The sequence below is a fragment of the Paenibacillus qinlingensis genome, from assembly GCF_031455095.1.
Classification (GTDB): domain Bacteria; phylum Bacillota; class Bacilli; order Paenibacillales; family NBRC-103111; genus Paenibacillus_E; species Paenibacillus_E qinlingensis_A.
The window spans coordinates 1-20,312 of the sequence record NZ_JAVDSB010000002.1 but is presented as its reverse complement, the minus strand read 5'-3'; the positions used below and the strand labels follow the sequence as shown (position 1 = coordinate 20,312).

12 protein-coding genes and 1 pseudogene are annotated in these 20,312 nt (G+C 45.6%); 12 read left to right on the top strand and 1 reads right to left on the bottom strand.

Features of this window, described 5'->3' with window-relative positions; all coding sequences use genetic code 11:
- Nucleotides 1–16 precede the first annotated feature (16 nt).
- The 3 genes from J2736_RS08165 to J2736_RS08155 are packed head-to-tail and all read left to right on the top strand — an operon-like array spanning nucleotide 17 to nucleotide 3,514.
- Nucleotides 17–895 (top strand): carbohydrate ABC transporter permease, encoded by an 879-nt coding sequence (locus J2736_RS08165; protein ID WP_310225301.1) that lies wholly within the window; start codon nucleotides 17–19, stop codon nucleotides 893–895.
- Between the two features lie 48 nt (nucleotides 896–943).
- The gene (locus tag J2736_RS08160) at nucleotides 944–2,599 is read left to right on the top strand and encodes an MGH1-like glycoside hydrolase domain-containing protein (protein ID WP_310225299.1); all 1,656 of its coding nucleotides are present in this window, start codon (nucleotides 944–946) and stop codon (nucleotides 2,597–2,599) included.
- Nucleotides 2,600–2,623: 24 nt separating this feature from the next.
- Nucleotides 2,624–3,514, top strand: coding sequence for a glycoside hydrolase family 43 protein (locus J2736_RS08155; protein ID WP_310226355.1), 891 nt, complete (start codon nucleotides 2,624–2,626; stop codon nucleotides 3,512–3,514).
- 602 nt (nucleotides 3,515–4,116) lie between these two features.
- Here the strand turns inward: J2736_RS08155 and gdhA are convergent.
- A complete protein-coding gene (gdhA, locus tag J2736_RS08150; RefSeq protein ID WP_310225296.1) occupies nucleotides 4,117–5,487 on the bottom strand; it encodes an NADP-specific glutamate dehydrogenase in 1,371 nt (456 codons plus the stop codon).
- A gap of 237 nt (nucleotides 5,488–5,724) precedes the next feature.
- Between gdhA and J2736_RS08145 the strand changes: the two genes are divergently transcribed.
- The 9 genes and pseudogenes from J2736_RS08145 (at nucleotide 5,725) to J2736_RS08105 (ending at nucleotide 20,171) form a co-directional block, all read left to right on the top strand.
- Complete coding sequence (locus tag J2736_RS08145) at nucleotides 5,725–6,309, top strand: TetR/AcrR family transcriptional regulator (RefSeq protein WP_310225294.1); 585 nt, start codon at nucleotides 5,725–5,727, stop codon at nucleotides 6,307–6,309.
- A gap of 101 nt (nucleotides 6,310–6,410) precedes the next feature.
- Nucleotides 6,411–7,391, top strand: a complete 981-nt coding sequence (locus tag J2736_RS08140; RefSeq protein ID WP_310225293.1) for an aldo/keto reductase — start codon at nucleotides 6,411–6,413, stop codon at nucleotides 7,389–7,391.
- Nucleotides 7,392–7,541 (top strand): annotated as a pseudogene (locus J2736_RS08135) (MerR family DNA-binding transcriptional regulator); the annotation flags it as partial.
- Between the two features lie 167 nt (nucleotides 7,542–7,708).
- Complete coding sequence (locus J2736_RS08130; RefSeq protein ID WP_310225291.1) at nucleotides 7,709–8,824, top strand: glycoside hydrolase family 88 protein; 1,116 nt, start codon at nucleotides 7,709–7,711, stop codon at nucleotides 8,822–8,824.
- Nucleotides 8,825–9,037: 213 nt separating this feature from the next.
- The gene (locus J2736_RS08125; protein WP_310225289.1) at nucleotides 9,038–10,024 is read left to right on the top strand and encodes an ABC transporter permease; all 987 of its coding nucleotides are present in this window, start codon (nucleotides 9,038–9,040) and stop codon (nucleotides 10,022–10,024) included.
- Nucleotides 10,025–10,066: 42 nt separating this feature from the next.
- The gene (locus J2736_RS08120) at nucleotides 10,067–10,942 is read left to right on the top strand and encodes a carbohydrate ABC transporter permease (RefSeq protein WP_310225287.1); all 876 of its coding nucleotides are present in this window, start codon (nucleotides 10,067–10,069) and stop codon (nucleotides 10,940–10,942) included.
- A gap of 125 nt (nucleotides 10,943–11,067) precedes the next feature.
- A complete protein-coding gene (locus tag J2736_RS08115) occupies nucleotides 11,068–12,741 on the top strand; it encodes an extracellular solute-binding protein (RefSeq protein WP_310225285.1) in 1,674 nt (557 codons plus the stop codon).
- A gap of 111 nt (nucleotides 12,742–12,852) precedes the next feature.
- Complete coding sequence (locus J2736_RS08110; RefSeq protein WP_310225284.1) at nucleotides 12,853–16,413, top strand: polysaccharide lyase family 8 super-sandwich domain-containing protein; 3,561 nt, start codon at nucleotides 12,853–12,855, stop codon at nucleotides 16,411–16,413.
- Nucleotides 16,414–16,604: 191 nt separating this feature from the next.
- Nucleotides 16,605–20,171 (top strand): polysaccharide lyase 8 family protein, encoded by a 3,567-nt coding sequence (locus tag J2736_RS08105; RefSeq protein WP_310225282.1) that lies wholly within the window; start codon nucleotides 16,605–16,607, stop codon nucleotides 20,169–20,171.
- Nucleotides 20,172–20,312 lie beyond the last annotated feature (141 nt).

Below are 20,312 nucleotides of genomic sequence, written 5' to 3'. Positions count from 1 at the left end.
GTCAGGGGGAAAGGCTATGCAAAAAGTTTCAACAAGCAGAAAATTATTTCTGCTAATCAACTATATTTTGTTGGGTTTAATAGCATTCCTATGTCTATTGCCGCTGATTAACGTGCTAGCTGTCTCTTTTAGCTCTAGCAGCGCTGCAGCAGGAGGCCTCGTCAAACTTTGGCCCGTGGAGTTCACGATCGCTTCTTATAAACATGCTCTAACAAAGAAGGAATTCCTTGAAGGGTTGTTCGTTTCCATCCAAAGAGTAGTGCTCGGCTATGCGATTAATATGGTCGTTACCATCCTAATTGCCTATCCGCTTTCGAAAGAAACAACTACACTTCGTGCAAGAAATGTATATGCTTGGTTCTTCATTATCACGATGCTTTTCCATGGCGGATTAATTCCTAGCTATATGACGATGAAAGCACTCGGCTTACTCGATACCATTTGGGCATTAGTCCTACCTGGGGCCGTACATGTATTCAACATGATATTGTTGTTGAACTTCTTCCGAAATTTACCTAAAGAAATTGAAGAAGCAGCATACATCGATGGAGCGGGTCACTGGAAGGTACTATGGAGTATGTACATTCCATTATCCAAACCGGCGTTGGCAACAATCACGCTCTTTACCGTAGTCATGCATTGGAATTCGTGGTTCGATGGTTTGATTTACATGAATTCGCCTTCGAATTATCCACTGCAAAGCTATTTGCAAACGATCATAGTCAATCCTGACTCCAGTACGCTTTCATCAACAGAACTGTACATGTCAGAGGTATCAGATCGTACTTTCAAGGCGGCACAAGTTTTCCTGGCGGCTTTGCCAATCTTAGTATTTTATCCATTCTTACAGAAATATTTCATGAAGGGCCTAGTTATGGGCAGTGTAAAAGGTTAATACAGGGGCTGCCTTAGGCAGTCCATTTCTTTTGGGGAGGCAATTACGATGAGTGAGAACATCTTACATCGGCTTCGTGAGCTATCCGTAGCGGAGCAGTTAGGTCAACTGAAGAAGGCCACAGATCGCGATGTGCTGAACGAGTGGCTCCAATCAGGAGTTAAATTTACATCCACTGGTGGTCGATTGGAGGAAACGTATTACAATGCGCTGAGCAAGTTGTTTGATTGCATCGTACCTACGATGGGGGACGCGCCTGTGCTGCACGAGGGTGGCATTTATCTAGGTTGTTGGATGGAAAGCACGGGGACGATCAACAATGAACTGTTGTCTCGGTTTCTTCCTACGGTGTCGGAGGATACCTTCGAATTGTTCGCAGACTATCAGAAGGAAGATGGTCAGCTTCCATATAAAGTGACCGAGAATGGCCCGGCGTTTCGGCAGATTCAGATGGTTACTCCGCTGGCGAGAAGCGTGTGGAATCATTATGAATTGAATGGGCGAAATCAAGCATTTTTGCGCAAAATGTATGAGGCGATGGTACGTCATGATACATGGCTTGCGACGTATCGGGATACTCGGAATACCGGCTGTGTAGAGGCATTTTGTACGTTTGATACAGGGCATGACTTGTCTCCGCGATTCTGGCATGTTCCTGATTCAGCGCATCTGGATGATGCTCGGCAGTTTAATCCAGATTCACCAACCTTGCCTTTCTTGGCGCCTGATTTGACGGCGAATGTGTATTGTCAGCGTCTCTATTTATCACGTATGGCGGAGGAGCTAGGGGACGAGCATGCAGCATCAGAGTGGAGAGTGAAGGCAGGAATAAGCTTAGACAGTTTGTTCGCTCATTGTTTCGATGAAAGTGATGCTTTCTTCTATGATCGCGATCGGAACGACGAATTCGTTCGAGTTCAGTCAGATGTCTTACTGCGAGTGCTCGCCTGTGAGGTAGGCGATGGGGAGTTTTTCGCAGCTTCGTTGCGGAAATATTTGCTCAACACGAGCAAGTTTTTCGCTAAGTATCCGTTTACTTCGGTGGCGATGGACGATCCGCGCTTCGATCCGTTTTCAAGCTACAATACATGGGCAGGAACGTCTAATTTCTTGAGTTTAATTCGTACACCGCATGCGTTCGAATATCATCATCGCTATGTGGAACTAACTTGGGTGCTGAACCCGATTGTTACAGCCTTAGCGCAGATGACTCGTTTTGCCCAAACGGTAAGCCCGTGGACAGGAAAAGAAGGTTATACGGAGTCTTATTCACCAGCTATTCTGTGCCTGCTAGACTTCGTTGAACGGATGTGTGGAATCGTGCCAAGGCCGGATGGAGAGCTATGGTTCACGTCATTACTACCGTATCCGCAAGATCACGGGGAGGTCATGGCAGCAGAGACGGGTTATAGTCGAATCGTAGATGGAATGACATTTGAGTTCGTCACGACGAGTGAAGGCAGCACTGTGTATCGGAACGGGAAAGCTTATTTGCAGATACCGATCGGCACTAGGGCAGTGACGGATCGCAGCGGTCAACTGAAAGCAATTATTGGTATGAGCGTGCGGACCATCGAGGGGACTGTCACTTATGAAGGTCGCGATATTCCGCTTCTTGTGAAAGGGAACGAGGGGGTTGAGCTTTTAGAAGGGCGATTTGTTAGTGTGCGCGATGTGGGCGTTATTTATCCAACGTATCGGTAAAATGGGAGGTAGTTAGGTATGGCGATGATAAAAAATAAGGACATACAAATTAGGGATCCCTTCGTTGTTCCCGTAAAAGAAGAAGGAAAGTATTATTTGTTCGGCAGCACGGATTCGAATATTTGGGGCAATGGAACTGGATTTAATGCCTATGTAGGGCGAGATTTGGAGGAATGGGAAGGACCTTACACGGTCTTTAAGCCCGAGGAGGATTTCTATGCCGAGAACAACTTCTGGGCACCGGAAGTGCATAAGTACGAGGGACGTTATTATATGTTCGCAACCTTCCGTCGGAAGGATAATAATTTGCTAGGAACGGCTGTTTTGGCAAGTGACAGCCTGTTAGGCCCATTTACGCCTCATAGTGACGGGCCAGTTACGCCGAAGGACTGGTGTTCGCTGGACGGGACGCTGTTCGTCGATGAGGAAGGGCTGCCATGGATTGTGTTTTGCCGTGAATGGCAGCAGGTAGGTGATGGCCAAGTTTGTGCGGTACGACTAACTGCAGATCTGAAGGATATCGTTGGAGAGCCAGTCGTCCTCTTTTCCGCATCTCATGCGAAATGGCCGACTTCCTTCCAGCATCCCCGTTACCCTGGACAGGACAACTACGTAACGGATGGCCCATCCTTTTATCGTGCAGCGAATGGAGACTTATTCATGTTGTGGGCGAGCTTCATTAATAATACCTATGCCCTAGGTGTGGCGAAATCTGCTTCGGGCGACGTGTTGGGTCCATGGGAGCAGGAGGATGAGGCACTATTCCAAAGCGATGGCGGACATGCGATGATGTTCCATGCGTTCGACGGAGCATTGATGCTTGCGATCCACACGCCGAACCAGACGCCGAATGAGCGACCGCTATTTCTTGAGATTGAAGAGGTTGAGGGGAAGCTGCGGGTACGAGCGACATAGAGGGTTGGGAAGGAAAGGAAGAGCTGCCGGGAGGCAGCTCTTTTTGCGTGTTGGGGAAGCTGCGGGAGGTGGAGTGCAGCAGCGTTTAAACAGCTGTGTAACTCGAAATAAGAGACTGTCGATTAATTCCCAAGCGTTTGCCCTACAATCGATTTTAATGAGTTAGTTCAAACCGAAAAAATATTTAATCGATTAGAAATGACTTGGTAGAACGAATCTCAGCTATTTAACGGAATTGGGACCCCTCAAAATAATTAATCGACAGTCTCAATAATCGAGTTACAGGCGAGAGAAAGAGCGAAAGCAGCGGTGTAACTCGAAATAAGAGACTGTCGACATGAATTCCATTACAACTGCCAGCAGCGCTGACGCCCTAGCGCACAATTTTCTGTGCGCAAGCAAGTAAGTGCCAGCAGCGCCGAGGTCGAGCATACCAAAAATAGGGTGTCCCAAAGTAGCTGAAACTACTTTGGGACACCCTATCACTTTAAGGCACTAAAGTTCCCATGCCATGTCTATTACTTGTACCTAGCAATAAAAGACATGTTAGGTACTTTAACTACTGTTAGCCTTATGTTTCTTAAACTCTAGCCTTATGCTTCTTAAACAACACCTTGAGCGATCATGGCGTCAGCCACTTTGGTAAATCCTGCAATATTGGCACCAACGACAAAGTTACCTGGATGGCCATATTCCTCAGCAGCTTGGACAGCGCTTCTGTAGATATTTTTCATGATCGCATGAAGCTTATCGTCAACCTCATGGAACTGCCAGGAGTATCTCATGCTGTTCTGTGACATCTCAAGAGCGGATACGGCAACTCCGCCTGCATTAGCTGCCTTAGCCGGCCCAAATAGCACGCCTGCTTGCAGGAAGACGTCAATGGCTTCCAGAGTCGATGGCATGTTCGCACCTTCACCGACAGCTTTGACACCGTTACGTACAAGAATCTTAGCAGCATCCTCATTAATCTCGTTCTGTGTGGCGCTAGGAAGCGCGATATCGCACGGAATCGTCCAGATGCCATTACAGCCTTCATGGTAGGTTGCGTGAGGGTGTACTTTGACATACTCGCTGATTCTGGATCTCTCAACTTCTTTGAGGCGTCTAACCGTCTCGAGGCAAATGCCTTTTGGATCATAAATGTAGCCGTTAGAGTCGCTGCATGCGACGACTGTCGCGCCTAGCTGAACCGCTTTCTCGATGGAGTAGGTGGCAACGTTACCGGAACCTGAAACGACGACTGTGCTGCCCTCAAAGCTTAGTCCTTGGGCTTGCAGCATTTCATTCACAAAGTACACACAACCATAGCCAGTGGCTTCGGTACGACCTAAGCTTCCGCCATAGATGATACCTTTGCCTGTCAGAACACCAGATTCATGCACGCCGCTAATGCGTTTGTACTGTCCGAACATGTAACCAATCTCACGAGCGCCTACGCCGATATCGCCAGCTGGCACGTCTGTGTCTTGACCGATATATTTATAAAGCTCTGTCATGAAACTTTGAGTGAAACGCATGATTTCATTGTCAGACTTGCCTTTAGGATCAAAATCGGCGCCGCCTTTACCGCCGCCAATCGGCTGACCTGTAAGGGAATTTTTGAATGTTTGTTCAAATCCAAGAAATTTGATAATACTGGCATTAACGGAAGGGTGGAAACGCAAGCCACCTTTGTAAGGTCCAATTGCACTGTTGAATTGAACGCGGAAACCGCGATTTACTTGTGTAACGCCTTGGTCATCTACCCAAGGTACTCGGAATGTAATTAAACGCTCAGGCTCTACAAGACGCTCAAGAATGCCGTGTTTGATATACTTCGGTTGCTTGGAGAGAACCGGAATCAGTGACTCGATAATCTCTTTCACAGCTTGATGGAACTCTGTTTCGTTGGGGTTTCTTTTGACTACAGTTTCGTAAATGCCATTTACATATTCTCTTGCTGCTACATCATTGTCCACTTGAACTAACACGCTGTCATCCACCTTCGCAATTTTAAAATAGGGTAAAAAGTTATTAGTATAGTTTTACCCTATTCCGGCCAATTGGGCAATCAAAATTTACATGTCATGTAAGCTTACTAATTGATGTGAATAAAGTGTTCATTAGACTAAATTTACAGATTGTAGTATAATTTACACGTTTTAAAATGGCGTAAATAAATACATGTTTCACCCAATTATCATGTAAGAGTAGAGGACATTAGAACAATGGATAATCGAACAATACGTACAGACCCGCGAGTTATTCGCACACGTCAATTGCTGAAAGATGCTTTTATAGAGTTACTTCAGGAGATGGATATTGAGAAAATTTCCGTGAATCGGATCGCAGAGCGTGCCACAATCAACCGTGTTACTTTTTATCTTCATTATAAGGACATCCCAGACATGATGGAGAAAATAGCAGATGACATGATTGAAGACATCCATCGTAGTTTGAACATGACTTCAGAAAGTCAACCTATGACCGAAGAAGATGATTGGACGATGTTGGTGAACTTGCTTGAGCATTTTGCTGAGAATGCTAAGTTTTATAAAGTCGTCCTTGCGTCCAGACGTACGCCGATCTTTACGGAGCGATTGTTAAATTTGTTGACGGAATTAATTACTTTAAGAATAGAAAGAATGGGTGGAGACGCTGCGTTAACTACGAATGGTGTTCAAAAGGATATTGCCATCTGGTACGGTTCTTCTGCTTTAATCGGAACGATTGTTGCTTGGCTCCGCAAGGATATGCCCTATACACCAGTGTTTCTAGCAAAGCAATTTACCTTGATGCGTTCATTGTCCTGAGAATAGGAACGAGATAAACCTTGTCTTGACTTGGAGTTAACTCCAAGGAGTAGAATGAAGAGGTAGAAAATACGATGTATAGGGAAGCGAGGAACACGAAGATGGACTATGTGAAACTTGGAAATACGGGCTTGGACGTATCGCGAATCAGTCTGGGTTGTATGAGCTTTGGTGTTGCTGAGCGGTGGACGCATCCTTGGGTCCTTAATGAGGAGGACAGTCGGCCTATTATCAAAAGGGCATTAGAGCTCGGTATCAATTTTTTTGATACGGCTAATATTTATTCGGACGGAACTAGCGAAGAGATTGTTGGACGAGCACTGAAAGATTATGCGAACCGGGATGAGCTTGTCATCGCGACAAAGGTTCATTTTCGTATGCATCAAGGTCCCAATGGGGCTGGTCTTTCCCGAAAAGCAATCCTGAGTGAGATTGATAAGAGCCTTAAGCGACTAGGAACGGATTATGTAGATCTTTATCAAATCCATCGCTGGGATTACCATACCCCTATTGAAGAAACGATGGAAGCCCTGCATGATGTTGTGAAAGCTGGAAAAGCAAGATATATTGGTGCTTCTGCGATGTACGCATGGCAGTTTCAGAAGGCCTTACATGTCGCTGAAAAAAATGGGTGGACCCGGTTTGTATCGATGCAGAATCATCTAAACCTCATTTACCGCGAAGAGGAGCGGGAGATGATGCCGCTTTGTAAGGATCAAAAAATCGGCGTGATCCCCTACAGCCCACTCGCATCAGGAAGGTTAACACGTGATTGGTCGGAAACGACGCATCGTTCTGAAACTGACCAAGCGCAGAAATCCAAATATGATGCGTTTGCAAGCAAGGATCTCCCGATTGTGGAACAACTTGCAGTCATTGCTGAAAAACGTAGTCTGCCGCGGGCACAAATTGCACTTGCCTGGTTGCTGCAGAAGGAACCTGTCACGGCTCCGATTATCGGCGTTACGAAAAACGCCCATCTGGATGATGCGGTAGCTGCGCTTTCCGTTACATTAACCCCGGAAGAAATTGCTTCATTAGAAGAGCAATATGTTCCGCATCGGGTAGTGGGTGCAGTCTAAATGCTGATTGCGGAAGTAAGCCAAACGTATGAATTATCTCAGGATACACTTCGCTATTATGAACGAATCGGTCTTATTCCACGAGTGAACCGCAATAAGAATGGGATAAGAGATTATTTGGAAGAAGATTGCAAGTGGGTAGAATTTATGTAAACCATTTATTTTAAAATCCCACCCGCCATGAGGCGCCACGCAAGGGTATATCCCTTGCATGGCGCCTTTTTCATGTTCCTGTTAACCCAACGAAAACATGTATATTGAGCCAGCGGCTTCCGATAGATATGCTTGGGACATTCAACGGAGGGAGTGTAGAGAGAATGACACAAGAACAATGGATAGGAGATGCCTGGGAACAAGGCGTCCGCAAAGTAAAGAACACGAGCCTGCGAGTAGGTGCAGCATTTCCTCACGGATCGAATGAGGGGCAATTCCAATTGACCTCGCCGCATTACTGGACAGCAGGGTTCTGGCCAGGGATCTTGTGGCTTATTTATCAAGATCGCCAAGATGAACAATTACGCCTCTTGGCTGAGAGCTGTGAAACACAAATGGATACTGTCATCGAGGCTTATGAAGCTCTCGATCATGATATGGGCTTCATGTGGACATTAACTGCGATCACGAATTGGCACCTGACCGGCAACGAACAGTCGAAACGCCGAGCTTTGAAGATTGCTAGCCATTTGGCGGGGCGATTCAACATCAAGGGAAGCTTCATCCGGGCATGGAATCATCCGGAGCGTGTAGGATGGGCAATCATCGATTGTTTGATGAATTTGCCAGTGCTCTACTGGGCTACGCAGCAAACTGGCGATCCGCGCTTTAAGCATATCGCGGAAGCACATGCTGAGATGGTCACCAAGCAGTTTATTCGCAAGGATGGGTCTGCGTATCATGTCGTTTGCTTCGACCCGGAGACGGGGGAACGCACCGGCGCTCTTGGCGGCCAAGGCTATGCGGAAGAGTCCGCATGGGCACGGGGCTCGGCATGGTCGATCTATGGCTCGGTGCTCAGCTACCGTCATACCGGCCGTGCCGACCTGCTGGAAGCAGCGGAGCATGCGGCGGGATTCTTCCTCTCACACTTACCTGAGGATAAGGTGCCGTATTGGGACTTCCGATTGCCTACCTTCGAGAGGGCATCGCGCGATACCAGTGCCGCAGCGATTGCGGCAAGCGGATTGCTGGATCTAGCTGAGGTATGTGAAGGCGATCGAGCACTCTTTTATAAGGAACAAGCGTGTGCGATCTTGCAGTCATTAACGCAACATTATCGTGCAGATGATTCGGAAGAAGCGATTCTGCTTTCAGGGACTGGCAACCTGCCAGGCAATCAGAATATTAACAAACCGCTCATTTACGGCGATTACTACTATATGGAAGCATTGGCAAAGCTGAAAGGTTACCCTACATTTTCAATAGCAAAAGCATGAAGAGGTTAATCGATAAAGAATGGTATATCCATCGTTCTATCAGGCCCTAAAGCGCATAATTGCACATGTATATCCCAAGAAAAAGTGTATATCAGACAGAAAATATCCACGATAAATCAGCCTGTTAACTGATCGAAATCATGTATATTGTCCAGATGGCGGATCAACAGGTACGATGAGCTCAACAAATTACAGCGCAAGGATGTGAACCCGATGAGTCAAACACTCCCTCCTTCAACACCAGCGATGGTGAATCAGAAGGCGAGTACAGTTAAAACCAAAAGCAATTGGTTAGTAAGGAAGTATGGCAAACGCATACTAAAACAAAACATTCCGTTGTACATCATGTTTGTGCCTGTCATCGCTTTCTTCCTTATTTTTAAATATTACCCGATGACGGGGTTAGTCATTGCCTTTAAGAAGTACAGCTTCATTAAAGGGATCTGGGGCAGCCCTTGGGCAGCTTTCGATAACTTTAAAATGATTTTTCAGACGAAACAAATTTTTAGTATCATTTGGAACACCCTTAAACTAAGCGGGTTAAGTATCATAATCGGCTTTCCGCTTCCCATCGTACTAGCCCTCTTGCTCAATGAAGTAAGAAAGATGGCGTTTAAGCGAGTGGTTCAGACGCTGGTATATCTACCACATTTTCTGAACTGGGTTATTGTGGGGGGGATCGTCGTTACGGTCTTTTCACAAAGTACAGGAACACTCAGTCATGTGATTGAAAGGATTTTCGGCGAAACGTATCCGTTCTTATATAAAGAGGGTTCCTGGATTGCCATTTATCTGGGAGCGGGTGTTTGGAAAGAAGCGGGTTGGAACGCGATTATTTATCTCGCTGCACTTACATCGATTGACCAGAGCTTATATGAAGCATCCAGTATTGATGGGGCGAATAAATGGCAGCAGACGACTCGGATTACACTGCCTGCGATTATGCCGACGATCATTATCATGTTGATTTTGAAAATCGGACATCTGATGGAGTTAGGTTTCGATCAAGTGTTTGTCCTACAGAATAATGCCGTACTTGAAGTCTCGGAGGTCATAAGTACCTTCATGTACAAAATCGGAATTCAGCAAGCGAATTTCAGTCTTGCGACAGCCATGGGATTGTTTGAATCCCTTGTAGGTCTAATCTTGGTACTTGCAGCTAATCGCATTGCACGCCGTTTCGGCCAAGGCTTATGGTAGGCGACCTCGCTGTGCACGGACAACGTTAAGAAGGAGAAGCTTATGAATCATACACGTGGAGAAAAAATGTTTTTCGGCCTCAACTATATTATTTTGTTCATCATTGGTCTCAGCTGTTTGTTGCCAATTGTGCATATATTCGCTCTGTCACTCAGTGATAAACATGCGTTAATGTCAGGAATGGTCAGCTTTTGGCCAGTAAACTTTAGCTTAGATGGTTATAGAGCGCTATTTAAGGAAAGCCCAATCATTACGGATTTTAAAAATAGTGTAATTATTACCGTGGTAGGTACCTGCTTGAACATGGTATTCACGATCCTGGCTGCATACCCGCTGTCTAAGCGTTATTTTATTGGACGCAAATTCTATTCATTCGCGATTATTTTCACCATGCTCTTCTCAGCCGGACTCATTCCAACCTATTTATTGGTCCAAAAGTTGGGGCTTCTCAATAGTTATGGCGCTCTGTGGCTGCCTGGCTTGATTACGGTGTATAATCTTTTGGTTTTAAGAAGTTTTTTCGAAGGTTTGCCGGAAGAGTTGGAGGAGTCTTCGCGTATTGATGGCTGCTCTGAATGGCGCTTGATCATTCAAATTGTATTGCCTTTGTCACTGCCAGTTCTAGCTGCCTTAACTTTATTCTATGCGGTTGCTCATTGGAATTCTTTTATGAATGTTCTAATTTTCATTAATGATTCTAGCAAATTAAATCTAGCTGTATTGGTTCAACAAATGATTCAGAATCAAAGTTTGATGCAAGAACTGAGCAATACACAGCCTGAAATGGCCGCAATGATTACGCCGGAAGGTGTGAAAGCATCAGGTGTCGTTGTGATGACATTACCGATGTTAATTGTCTATCCATTCTTACAACGTTTCTTTGTGAAGGGTGTCATGATTGGTGCTGTGAAAGGGTAATGGTAATTCTTTGAAAGGAGTGATGTGCAGCGCGAAACATGGTAGGCTTAGCTGTACAAGGATATGAAAATATTGGGGTTATCTTAAAAATTGCACGTACATAACATGAGGGGTGACTTATTCATATGAAGAAAATTAGCAAAATGAAAGCAACGTCCGTATCCTTAGCTCTTGTACTCTCAAGCACAGCACTTCTAACAGCTTGTGCATCCGATAAGAAGACAGATACCGCAACGACGACGCCAGGCGCTGCAAGCACAGCTGCGGCAAGTGCGAAACCAGCTGGTCCTAAACCTAAAATCACAGTTTCCATTTACGATCGCAACAACGTACCTGAAGGCGAAGGCACGATTACAAATAACCGTTGGACGAAGTGGATTAACGAGAATGCACCTGTACAAGTTGAGTTTATCCCAGTCCCACGTACAAACTCTTCCGAGAAGTGGAACGTATTATTCGCTTCAGGTCAAGCTCCTGACTTAGTTATGGAATTCTCGAATCCATATATGAAAGATTTGGCGGCAAAGGGGCAAATTATTCCTCTCGATGATGCGATTGCGAAGTATTCCACGAATTACAAAAAAGTGATTGCTGGCAATGAGTCTTTGCAGAAATTAACGAGATTTAATGGAAAAACGTACTTCATGGGTCGCACATTGCCATTTACAGCCAACCATTATGTGATGGTTCGCCAGGATTGGCTAGATAAATTGAAACTTCCAGTTCCAAAAACAACGGAGGAATATCTCCAAGTTGCCAAAGCATTTACTGAGCAAGATCCTGATGGAAATGGCAAAAAGGATACACTTGGTTCGACTTTCTATGATGTGGATGCATTCTTCCAATTATATCAAGCGAGTGATGAGACATTGCCGATGATCACGTCCTATCATCTGATCAATGATCAATATGTACGAACATGGGATCGTCCAAAAGCAGATTTAGCATACAGAAAAGCGCTTTATGATGCTGGCACTGTTGATAAAGATACGTTCACAGATAAAAACATGGAGAAAGCAAAGCAGGATTGGGTAAACGGTAAGCTTGGTATTTATGGTTCTGATGTAATTGAAGGAATTAAAGGATACGATGTTTACACTGCGTTGATGAAAAATAATCCAGATGCAAAAGTGACAGTTATACCTCTTCCAAAATCTGAATTTGGTCAATTCTCACCTGCAGGCGCTGTACCGATGCAATTTACGACTGCCATTAATGCTACAGCGAAGAACGTAGAAGCTGTTGTAAAATATGTTGATTGGTTGATGCAACCAGAGGTTCAAACAACATTAATGTACGGTATGGAAGGCGTTCACTATAAATTAGTTGATGGCTGTCCGAAACCGATTGATACGGAGAAAAACAAGAAAGAACTCAATTGGAATGGCGATTTCCAAATGATGTCTCAGACAGGCACAATGGGTAAATGTGTAGATTATACGAATACACTGGATCCTTCGAAGCCACTTGATAAAGCGTATACTGAATTAGTAAAGCAAGCAAGGGCTGCTTACATTACAGCGGATCGTCCTACAACGTCCGAAGTCGTGCTTCCAGTAACATTGACGGAAGATCTGACAGTGATCAAGAACACATTGAAGAACACGCTAACAAACATCTATACAAAAGCAGTTGTTGGTGGCACAAGCTATACAGTTGATCAAGCGATGAAAGATGCGCAAGACGCTTGGGAAAAAGGCGGCGGTAAGAAAGTCGATGACTTCTTAACAAAAGCCTATGCAGATAACAAAAAAGACGTTATTTACACCAAAGATTACTATAAATTGTTGACGAAATAAGAATTATAAATTAAGAATGATAAATTCATACAAGTAGTTCATCATGTGCTTCCTTCCTGCAGCGAATATGTTCGGGAAGGAAGCAATTTTAAATATGAAAGGGGATTATTAATGATTAAATTACGTTTTATGAAAGCGCTTTTATTGGTTTTGGTTATGACAGTTACCTTACAAGCACTGCCAATGAACTCTGCCTATGCGGCAGATGAGTATGACACCTTGCGACAAAAGGTTTTTGATTTAACCACGGGAGGGCCGACCTACGATCCGAATGATCCAGACATCAGCGGCAAGATCGCCAATATTGTGACGGCTGCACAGACGAACTGGGATACGATGAATAAAAGTGCTGGTAGGACGTACTTGTGGAGTGACTTGGCCACAACGACAGAGTCCGAGCACGTATCTGGAAGCTACGCACGGTTAGAAGCCATGACGCTAGCTTATGTGACAAGAGGCTCATCACTTAAGGATAACGCCGCTATGCTGGCAGATATTATTAGCGGTATGGATTGGATGTACACGAACAGATATAACACGAGTGTCGTGTATAGAGGTTATGACAACTGGTTCGACTGGCAGATCTCCTCGCCACTCAGCATCAACAATATTACAACTTGGATTTATTCGAGTTTAACCTCGACGCAGATTACCAATTGGCATGCTGTCATCGACTATCAAGCGCTTCAATGGAGCACTGGCCTGACTGGAGCCAATCGCGTATGGGCCTGCAACATTAAAATTACGAGTGGCATTATTGTGAAGAATAGTGCCAAAATCATCCTAGGCAGAGACCAGCTTAGTCCCGTATTTGATTATGTGACTTCTGGCGAAGGCATGTATAGCGATGGTTCGTTTCTTCAACATACTGCGCTCATTGCTTATAACGGCGGATATGGCATTAACTTGATTGATAATTTGACCAAGGTGATGTACATCATTGCAGGTTCTACATGGGATATTACGGATTCTGACGTTGATAACATTTTTCAATGGGTGTACAACGCATTTGAGCCGCTATTTTATAATACGAATATGGCGGATATGGTCAAAGGACGCAACATTTCCAGAAAAGGAAATGATGATCTAGGTTTATCGTCGATGGGGGCGCTCGGAGCTTCCGTAGCAAGGATGGCATTGTCCGCTCCGTCGGCAGACGATCGGGCAGAGTATAAATCAATGGTTAAAAAGTGGATGACGGAAGCCACGTCTCCAACGAAATATTCTGATCTGATTATGATCAGCTCTATCGTGCAAGCGAAACAAATCATGAGCGATCCATCCGTTACGATGAGAGATGAGCTTGTGATGAACAAACAATATCCTAACATGGCTAGAGCGATCCACCTCAGACCTGGTTTTGCATTTGGCATTAGTATGTCATCCAATAAAATTGGAAATTATGAACTCATTAATAATGAGAATCTAAAAGGCTGGCATACTGGCGATGGAATGACGTATCTGTATGATGCCGATTTGACCCAGTACAAGGATAATTACTGGCCGACCGTTAACAGCTACCGCTTACCTGGTACGACTGTGAATCAGAACACAACGGCAACAGCGAATGCGAAAAATCCAAACAGCTGGGTTGGCGGTACGGAAATCTCCGGTTTGTACGGAGCTACGGGTATGCAGTACACCGCCAATGGCTACAATTTGTCTGCGAAGAAATCTTGGTTTCAGTTTGATGACGAAATCGTAAGCCTAGGAGCAGGTATTACCTCCACAGACAACAAGGTTGTAGAGTCTATAGTTGAGAATCGCAAGCTGAACAGCAGCGGCAACAATGCGCTTACTGTCAACGGTACGACCAAATCAACTGCGCTAGGTTGGAGTGAAACCATGACCAGCGTGAGCAAAATTCATTTGGCTGGGAATGTGGCAGGCTCAGACGTTGGGTATTATTTCCCGACAGCAGCGACAATCAAGGGCGTGCGCGAGGCACGAACAGACAATTGGTATAGCGTTAACCTTTCTGCAGATCCGGCATACTTGACGAACTATACACGCAACTACGTCAATATGTGGTTTGATCACGGCACCAATCCGACGAATGGCACCTATGCCTATGTAACGCTGCCAGGCAAGTCCAGCACGCAGGTAGATGCCTATGCCGCTAATCCAGACATCACGGTAGTTGAGAATTCAGCCGATGCACAGGCTGTGAAGGAAAATTCCTTGGGCATTCTAGGCATTAACTTCTGGAACGATGCGTCCAAAACAGTGAGCGGTGTCACAAGCAACAAAAAAGCGTCTGTCCTAGTACGCACGGGCGAGAACGGAACTGAAGTTTCCGTATCTGACCCAACGCTGGCCAATACCGGCACGATTCAACTTACACTGTCCCAAAGTCTTGGGCCGGTGGCTTATAAAGATTCTCGCATTACAACAAGTACCAGCGGAGGTAATACGATCCTCACTGTCAATGTGAATGGCGCTGGCGGCAAAAGCATCAAAGCCTATTTCGCAACGCCTACTGGCGTTCCAGTTACCGGATATACGGTGAACGAAGATTTCAACGATCTGATGCTTGGTGACTTGACAGGTCAAAATGGCTGGATTTTCAATAACGCAGGCGTTGCTGAGAATACGGTTGTGGTACAGAAGGATAATGGCTCTTCTACGGACAAATCGCTGAAAGTAACAACAGCTTCAACTAGCGGAAGTGCAGATGCATCCCGACTGTTTAATGCGCCTCAAACCGGCTACATCACAGCGGAAGCAACCGTAACAGCGGATGACATCAATTGGAAAAATGCGTTGATTATTTCGGACAACAGCTTAACTTCCAATAATGTAGCTGCTCAACTGGTTATGCAAAACGGTAAAATTTGGGGCTATAATGGCAGCACCAAAACCGATGTGTTAACGGGAATCACGAGCGGCCAACCGTACCGTTTGAAAGTCGTCCTTAATGCATCTACGAAAAAATACGATGTCTACGTCAATGATGCGCTGCTCGCTTCCGGTTGGAATTATCGCTTCACGGGGATAACTGCGCTCGACAAGTTCTCAACCTCTATCGCCGGCAACGCTAGCTCGATGAGCGTAGACGATGTAAAAGTATCGTATAAGCCGCTGACGATAACTTCCCTCGTTGATGAGAATTTTGACGGCTTGACGCTTGGCAATTTGAACGGGCAAGGTGGTTGGGTGTTCGATAACGGTGGCGTAGCGGGAAATACAGGCGTTGTACAAACGGTGAGCGGATCCAATAAATCCGCCAAATTGACAACAACGTCCACCAGCGGCAAAGCCGAAGCGTATCACGCCTTTATCGCACCGGCAAACAGCACAGTTATTGCAGAAGCGACCGTGACCGCAGATGATAACAACTGGAAGAATGCGTTAGTTATCTCTGACAGCAGTCTTACTTCGAGCAACATTGCCGCTCAGTTGATTATGCAGAACGGAAAAATTTGGGGTTACAACGGGGGGACGCAAACGAACATTTTGACCTCCACGACAAACGGTGAATCTTACCGTCTCAAAGTCATCATCAACACAGCGACGAAAAAGTTCGATGTCTACGTGAATGGCGTGCTGCTTGGCTTGCAGTGGAATTATCGCTATTCCGGTCTGACGAAGGTGGATAGACTGGGTTCATCCATTGGTGGCAACGCCAGCTCGATGAGCGTAGGTAATGTCCAAGTGAGCTATATTCCTTAAGGTTTTCAAGTAGATAATCCTAACAACTAGTCAAGTTCATGGCTCCTCTTTCAATCGTGTGGTTAGCAACTTCATCCATTCATCGTAGAGGAGCTTTTTTCCATTGACAGGAATCTTGTATATTGTTCAAACGTTAATTTACTACGTATAATCCGAGCGGAAAGACATTTTATTTATGAGAGGAGTTAGTTATGTTAAAAAAAGGTCTATTCTTGAAAGCGCTTGTATTGGTGCTAGCCCTGGTAATCAACGTCGTGGCAGTACCGGTTCAACCTGCCCATGCAGCAGACGAGTATGACACCTTGCGCGCGAAAATGTACGATTTTACCACAGGAGGATCGACGTACGATACGAATGATCCGGACATCGTCACCAAAGTCGCCAACATTACAGCAAGTGCTCAATCGAACTGGGACACGATGAATAAGGCTTCAGGCAGAACGTATCTGTGGAGTGACTTGGCAACAACGACGGAGTCGGAACACGTTTCCCAAAGCTATCAACGTTTAGAGTCGATGACGCTCGCATATGTAACGAGAGGTTCATCACTTAAAGGCAACGCAACATTGCGTACGGATATTATCAGCGCCATGGACTGGATGTATACGAACAGATACAATACCAGCATTCCTAAAAGAGGGTACGACAATTGGTTTGACTGGCAGGTTACGTCACCTCTTGTGATCAATAACATCACGACGTGGTTGTATGACAGTTTAACACCTACGCAAATTACCAATTGGCATGCCGTTATCGATTGGCAAGCGCTTGCTTGGGGGACTGGATTAACGGGAGCCAATCGCGTGTGGGCTTGCTACATTAAAATCCAAAGCGGAATTATCGTCAAGAACAGCGCCAAAATTATGGAGGGCAGAGACCAGCTTAGCTCGGTGTTTGATTATGTGACTTCCGGAGAAGGCGTGTACAGCGATGGTTCCTTTATTCAACATACCGCACTCATTCCTTACAATGGAGGATATGGCACAGCATTGCTCGATAATTTGACAAAGCTGATGTATGTCGTAGCAGGGTCCACTTGGGATATTGTCGATCCAGATGTGAGCAACATTTATCAATGGATTTATACGGCGTTTGAACCCCTTTATTATAATAACTCCATGTTTGATAGTGTCAGAGGAAGAGGTATTGCCGGATTCAGAGACGATGATAAAGGATTAACTTCAATTAAAGCGATCGGTCCTGCCATCGTTCGAATGGCTCTGTCTGCACCCAATGCCAGCGATCGTTCCGCCTACAAATCGATGATCAAAAAATGGTTGCTCGAAGCCACATCGCCAACCAAGTACGCGGATTTGGTCATGATGAGCGATATTGTCCAAGCGAAGCTAATCGAGGGTGATACATCCGTTACCCCAAGATCACCGCTGATTATGAATAAACAATACCCTAGTATGGCTAGAGCTGTGCACCATAGACCGGGATTTGCTTTTGGTATCAGTATGTCTTCCAATCGAATTGGGAATTATGAGCTTGTTAATGAAGTCAATTTAAGAGGTTGGCATACCGGCGACGGGATGACCTATCTGTATAACTCGGACTTGACTCAATACAAAGATTCCTTCTGGCCAACCGTCAATAGTTACCGCATGCCAGGTACGACCGTGAATCAGAATACCACGGCTGCTGCTAATGCCAAAAATCCGAATAGTTGGGTCGGAGGCACGGAAGTTGCAGGCTTGTACGGCGCAACAGGCATGCAATACACAGCGAATGGCTACAATCTGACAGCGAAGAAATCCTGGTTTATGTTTGATGATGAAATTGTTAACCTAGGCGCTGGCATTACGTCCACGGACAGTAAAGTCGTCGAAACGATTGTCGATAACCGCAAGCTGAACAGCAGCGGAAACAATGCCCTAACAGTTAACGGCGCAGCAAAATCGTCTGCACTCGGTTGGAGCGAGACGATGACTGGCGTCAATCGCATTCATTTGACCGGCAGTGTGGCTGGTTCGGATGTCGGTTACTATTTCCCTACGGCAACTACGATCAAGGGATTGCGCGAAGCGCGAACAAACCAATGGTCGAGCATCAACCATTACAATCTAGGCACCGATTACACGACGAATTTTACACGCAACTTCATGAATCTATGGTTCGATCATGGTACGAATCCGACAAACGGCACGTACTCGTATGTACTACTGCCTGGTAAGTCCAGCAGTCAAGTAGATACGTATGCGGCAAATCCAGATATTACGGTGGTTGAGAATTCCACAGCTGCACAGGCTGTAAAGGAAAACTCACTGGGCGTTTTAGGTATCAATTTCTGGAATGATGCGGTTAAAACAGTGAGTGGTATCACTAGTAATAAAAAAGCATCCGTAATGGTCAGCACGACCGAGAACGGCACAGAAGTTTCCGTATCGGATCCAACGCTTTCCAATACGGGCACGATTCAATTGACGATTGCGCAAAACCTGGGACCAGTTGTATATAAGGATTCACGGATTACGACAAGCACAAGTGGCGGCACGACAACCCTTACGATTAATGTAAATGGCGCTGGCGGCAAGAGCATTAAGGCGTATTTTGCAACGTCGACAGGCGTTCCGGTTGCCGGTTATACGGTAAACGAAGATTTTAACGACATGCTGCCTGGTTCACTTACTGGGCAAAATGGTTGGATTTTCAACAACGCAGGTGTTGCAGCGAATACCGTTGTTGTACAGCCGTTAAACGCGGATAACACGGAAAAATCATTGAAAGTAACGACGGGCGTGGCAAGTGGAAGCGCGGAGGCCTACCGTTTGTTCAATGCTCCGCAAAATGGTTACATTGTAGCGGAAGCAACCGTAACGGCGGATGATGCCAATTGGAAAAATGCACTCATTATCTCGGATAGCAGTTTGACATCGAATAACAATGCGGCTCAATTGGTTATGCAATCAGGCAAAATTTGGGGTTATAACGGCGGCACGAAAACCGATGTGTTAACGGGGATTACGAATGGCCAGCCTTATCGTCTTAAAGTAGTAATCAACGCGTCGACACAAAAATTCGACGTCTATGTCAACGATGCGCTGCTAGCGACAGGCTGGGATTATCGCTATACAGGCTTGACTGCACTTGATAAAATATCTACTTCCATCGCAGGTAATGCGAGCTCGATGAGCGTAGACGATGTGAAAGTATCGTATAAGCCGCTTACGTTAACTTCGCTCATCAACGAAAGTTTCGACAGCTTGACGCTTGGTAACATCAACGGACAAAGCGGATGGGTGCTCGATAACGGCGGAGCAACGGGGAACACAGGCGTAGTACAGATGGTGAGCGGATCGAACAAATCCCTCAAATTGACTACGACTACGACGAGCGGAAAAGCAGAAGCGTATAAAGTGTTCACTGCGCCAACGAACAGCACGGTCATTGCAGAAGCAACGGTTATTGCGGATGATGACAACTGGAAAAATGCCTTGGTTATCGCGGATAGCAGTCTCACCTCGAACAGCGCAGCTGCGCAGATTATTATGCAAGAGGGCAGAATTTGGGGCTACAACGGCGGAATGGCAACGAACATCCAGACTTCGACTGCGAACGGAGAACCTTACCATCTGAAAGTCATTATTAACACAGCGACGAAAAAGTTCGATGTCTACGTAAATGGCGAGCTGCGAGGCTCGCAGTGGAGCTATCGTTATGCCGGAGTGACCAAGGTCGACAAGTTTGTCTCCTCCATCGGCGGCAACGTCAGCACAATGAGTGTGGATGATGCCAAAGTAAGCTACATTCCATAAGTTTTAAGTAAGAAACCTGAGGCTGACTCAGGTTTCTTACTTTTTCAGTGCGCCCAGCATGGGCGCTATCTCTAGGGTTCAAGTCCCGAATGGTGAAGGCAGTAGTAACCATAGCTTAAGGCAAGGGTGTCCATCGTGAGA